This window comes from Pseudomonas sp. (assembly GCF_050739655.1).
Lineage (GTDB): Bacteria > Pseudomonadota > Gammaproteobacteria > Pseudomonadales > Pseudomonadaceae > Aquipseudomonas.
The window spans coordinates 1-4401 of the sequence record NZ_JBOIBY010000498.1 but is presented as its reverse complement, the minus strand read 5'-3'; the positions used below and the strand labels follow the sequence as shown (position 1 = coordinate 4401).

Here is a 4401-nt window from a genome sequence, read left to right as displayed (position 1 = left end):
TGACCCAGGCTACTGAAGTCGGCAGCGTCTACACCCCGGACGAAATCCGCGCCATCAGCGCCACCTGTAAAGAACTGGGCCTGAACCTGCACATGGACGGCGCGCGGTTCTCCAACGCCTGTGCATTCCTGGGTTGCACACCCGCGGACTTGACCTGGAAGGCCGGCGTTGACGTGTTGTGCTTTGGCGGTACGAAAAACGGCATGGCCGTGGGTGAGGCGATCCTGTTCTTCAACCACGACCTGGCTGAAGACTTCGACTACCGCTGCAAACAGGCCGGGCAACTGGCGTCGAAAATGCGCTTCCTGTCGGCGCCATGGGTCGGGATCCTGGAAAACGACGCCTGGCTCAAATACGCCCGCCACGCCAACCACTGCGCGCAGCTGCTGGCCGAATTGGTCAGTGACATTCCAGGCGTGGAACTGATGTTTCCGGTGCAGGCCAACGGTGTGTTCCTGCAACTCTCGGAACCGGCCATCGCCGCGCTGACGGCCAAGGGCTGGCGCTTCTACACCTTCATCGGCAAGGGCGGCGCACGGTTCATGTGCTCGTGGGATACGGAAGAAGAACGCGTGCGTGAGCTCGCGCGCGACATCCGCGAAGTCATGGCCTGACGGTCCGACACTGATCGTTCCCACGCTCTGCGTGGGAACGATCATCAATACCCCAACCCCGCTCGTTCCCATGCTCCGCGTGGGAATGCCTCAAGGGACGCTCCGCGTTCCAGCTTCACCACCGATACAACGCCGAACACCGCTGTGACGCAGAGCGTCACGGGCTGTATTCCCACGCAGAGCATTGGAACGATCATCAATACCCCCAACCCCGCTCGTTCCCTCGCTCTGCATGGGAACAATCATGGGAGAACACCGTCGCGCTCGGTTCGAGCGGCACCGTCGCGTTGATATTTCCCACCGCCGTGACTGAATCGACCTCTAGCGCACACGAATCCGCACCTGCAACCTGATCGTTCCCATGCTCTGCGTGGGAATGCCTCAAGGGACGCTCCGCGTTCCAATTCGCCAAACAGCACGATTCAAGGACGAATCCATGGGCCGAAGCCGCTACACCATCACCGAAGCCGACAAACCACACTTCCTAACCTGCACAGTCGTGGAATGGCTACCGCTGTTCATCCGCCCTTACATCGTCGACCACCTGCTCAATTGCTGGCGCTACCAGCAAACTCACGAGGGCCTGAAACTCTATGGCTACGTCGTTCTGGAGAACCATCTGCACTTTGTCGCCCAGGCGCCGGATCTCGGTAAATGCCTCAGCCAGTTCAAATCATTCACCGCCAGGCAAATCATCAACGACCTGCAACGAAGGGGCGCCGAACGCGCATTACAGCGTTTACGCTTCAACAAACGGGCGCACAAGAAAGATCGCGAGTTTCAGCTATGGCAGGAGGGCTCACACGGGGAGATGGTGTACAGCGAATCCGTGATGCGTCAGAAGCTCGACTACATTCACGACAACCCTGTGAAACGCGGATATGTGGACTTTCCGGAGCAATGGCGCTATTCGAGTGCCAGAAATTATGCGGGAATGGAGGGGTTGATTGAGACCCAGCGCTGGTGCTGAGGTAGCGGCGCGACTGGAACGCAGAGCGTCCCCGGCTGCGTTCCCACGCGGAGCATGGGAACGAGCGAGCAGGCTGGCAAGTTCGCGGATTAGTACTCGATCCGCACATCCCCCTTCGGAATGCTGCAGCACGACAGGATGAATCCTTCCGCTTCGTCGTCTTCGGTGATCCCGCCGTTGTGGTCCATTTCCACTTCCCCGCCCAGTTTCAACACCTTGCAGGTACCGCAAATGCCCATGCCGCAGGCTTTGGGAATCATCAGGCCGACCTTGGCGGCGGCGGCGTGTACGGTTTCGCCTGGGGCCACGCGGATGCTCTTGCCGGAGGTGATGAATTCAACTTGGTGCAAATCAGCGGCGTCGACTTCCGGGGCGTCTGCAGCCTGCTCGGCGTGTTCCACGGCATCGGCGCGCGCTTCTGGTGGGGTCGCTCCGAAGGATTCTTCGTGGTAACGCTTCATGTCGAAGCCAGCAGCTTCCAGCAAGCGTTTGACCGCATTCATATACGGCGTCGGGCCGCAGCAGAACACTTCGCGCTCAAGGAAGTCCGGCGCCATCAATTCGAGCATTCTGTGGTTCAAGTAACCGCGATAGCCGGCCCAGGGCTCACCCATGCCATGCTTTTCGCAAATCAGGTGCAAATTGAAGTTTTCGATCCGCGACGCCATGTGTTCCAGCTCGCGGTGGTAAATGATGTCTTTGGGCGAACGGGCACTGTGGATAAACACCATATCAACGTTGCCGTTGGTGTCGTAGAACCAGCGCGCCATGGACATGACCGGTGTGATACCGACGCCACCGCTGAGGTACAGCACTTTCGGCGCGGTGAAGTCCATGGCATTGAACAGACCGACCGGGCCATGCACTGCCAACTCCTGGCCTTCGTGCAGGGTGTCGTGCAGCCAGTTGGAGACCTTGCCGCCCGGTACGCGCTTGATGGTCACCGAGAAGCTGTACGGCACCGACGGCGAGCTGGAAATGGTGTACGAACGCATGATCGGCTGGCCTTCGATCTCCAGCTCCAGGGTGACGAACTGCCCTGGTTTAAAGAAGAACATGATCGGCTGGTCGGCCATGAAGCAGAAGGTGCGCACATCCCAGGTTTCCTGGATGACTTTGACGCAACGGACAATATGTCGGCCATTGGCCCAGGTCTGGGTGGTTACCGGGTTCAGGAAGGTGTTGGACATGCTGATCTCCACGGCCGACTGTCGGCCTTATGATGGCGATTCTGCGTATAGCGCGAACCATCCATTTACCTATCTGCGACATTCACATGCTTATCGCGACCAGCCCCTAACGACCGGGCCTTGCGCGTCGGGAACAGATTGCACCATGTCGCCCATGGATAAGGTTCTGGCGTGCGCCGGCCCCACACTCGCCTCCAACAGGACAACAGTTTTTCGATACCTTGCGTTGCAAACCTGATCAGCCACTTTTCGCGGCCACGCAGATGGCCTTGAGGACTTACACGATGGACGTCACTACTACCTTGAGCCTGGGCGATCCGCTGGAACCCGCACGCAAGGCCACCGCCCAGATGCTGCAAGAGCGCGAGCGCACCTTCTCGCTGCCGCAACCGTTTTACTCTGACGAGCGCCTGTTTGAAATCGACATGCAGGAGATCTTCCAGAAAGAATGGTTGATCGCCGGCATGACCTGCGAGATCCCGACCAAGGGCAATTACATCACCCTGCAGGTCGGCAAGAACCCGATCATTGTGATCCGCGGCGCCGATGGCGTGGTGCATGCTTTCCACAACGTCTGCCGTCACCGTGGCTCGCGCCTGTGCACCAGCGACAAGGGCAAGGTTGCCAAACTGGTCTGCCACTACCATCAGTGGACCTACGAACTTGACGGTCGCCTGCTGTTCGCCGGCACCGAAATGGGCGCCGACTTCGACATGAAGCAATACGGCCTCAAGCCGGTGAACGTGAAGACCGCCGGCGGCTACATCTTCATCAGCCTGTCGGAGAACCCGCCAGCCATTGATGAGTTCCTGTCGACGCTGACCCATTACATGGAACCGTACGACATGGAAAACACCAAGGTGGCGATCACCACCACCTTGATGGAAAAGGCCAACTGGAAACTGGTGCTGGAAAACAACCGCGAGTGCTACCACTGCAACGCGTCGCACCCGGAACTGTTGAAAACCCTGCTGGAATGGGACGACGTCACCGACCCACGCGCCGACCAGGCGTTCAAGGATCACGTCGCCGCCTCCGCTGCTGCCTGGGAAGCCGAAAAGATCCCTTACGCCCACGCCAGCTTCGGCCTGCGTAACCGCATCGTGCGCATGCCGCTGCTCAAGGGCACCGTGTCGATGACCCTGGACGGCAAGCAGGGCTGCGCCAAACTCATGGGCCGCATCAAGAACCCGGATCTGGGCTCGATGCGCATCCTGCACCTGCCGCACTCCTGGAACCACTGCATGGGCGACCACATCATCGTGTTCACCGTGTGGCCGATCAGCGCCCAGGAAACCATGGTCACCACCAAGTGGATCGTCCACAAGGACGCCGTCGAAGGCGTGGACTACGACGTGGAGCGCATGCGCCAGGTCTGGGACGCCACCAACGACCAGGACCGTCGCCTGGCCGAAGAAAACCAGCGCGGCATCAACTCCACCGCCTACCAACCGGGTCCGTACTCCAAGACCTATGAGTTCGGTGTGGTGAACTTCATCGACTGGTACAGCGGTCGGATGTTGAACAACCTGGGGGCTGAGCCTGCGCCATACCTCAAAGGGGTTGCGGTTAGCGGTTGATCAACAACAAAGTCAAAAGCTTCGCGAGCAAGCCCGCTCCCACATTG

Annotated in this window: 4 protein-coding genes; 3 read left to right on the top strand and 1 reads right to left on the bottom strand. The window is 59.4% G+C overall.

Features of this window, described 5'->3' with window-relative positions:
• Positions 1-614 (top strand): threonine aldolase family protein (locus tag ACRESJ_RS23750; RefSeq protein WP_431760084.1); only part of this gene is annotated, 614 nt, incomplete at its 5' end.
• A 436-nt stretch (positions 615-1050) separates the two neighbouring features.
• Positions 1051-1584, top strand: coding sequence for an REP-associated tyrosine transposase (locus tag ACRESJ_RS23745; RefSeq protein WP_431760083.1), 534 nt, complete (start codon positions 1051-1053; stop codon positions 1582-1584).
• A gap of 89 nt (positions 1585-1673) precedes the next feature.
• Here the strand turns inward: ACRESJ_RS23745 and gbcB are convergent, their stop codons facing one another.
• A complete protein-coding gene (gene gbcB, locus ACRESJ_RS23740) occupies positions 1674-2774 on the bottom strand; it encodes a glycine-betaine demethylase subunit GbcB (RefSeq protein WP_431760082.1) in 1101 nt (366 codons plus the stop codon).
• Positions 2775-3058: 284 nt separating this feature from the next.
• On the opposite strand from gbcB, the gene gbcA reads away from it, so the two are divergent.
• On the top strand, positions 3059-4354 hold the full coding sequence (gbcA, locus tag ACRESJ_RS23735) for a glycine-betaine demethylase subunit GbcA (RefSeq protein WP_431760081.1): 1296 nt from the start codon (positions 3059-3061) through the stop codon (positions 4352-4354).
• The last annotated feature ends 47 nt before the right edge of the window (positions 4355-4401 follow it).

Excerpts from the sequence above, each read along its gene's own strand:
- gbcB (WP_431760082.1), bottom strand. The coding sequence starts at position 2,774 with ATGTCCAACACCTTCCTGAACCCGGTAACCACCCAGACCTGGGCCAAT.
- gbcA (WP_431760081.1), top strand. The coding sequence starts at position 3,059 with ATGGACGTCACTACTACCTTGAGCCTGGGCGATCCGCTGGAACCCGCA.
- ACRESJ_RS23745 (WP_431760083.1), top strand. The coding sequence starts at position 1,051 with ATGGGCCGAAGCCGCTACACCATCACCGAAGCCGACAAACCACACTTC.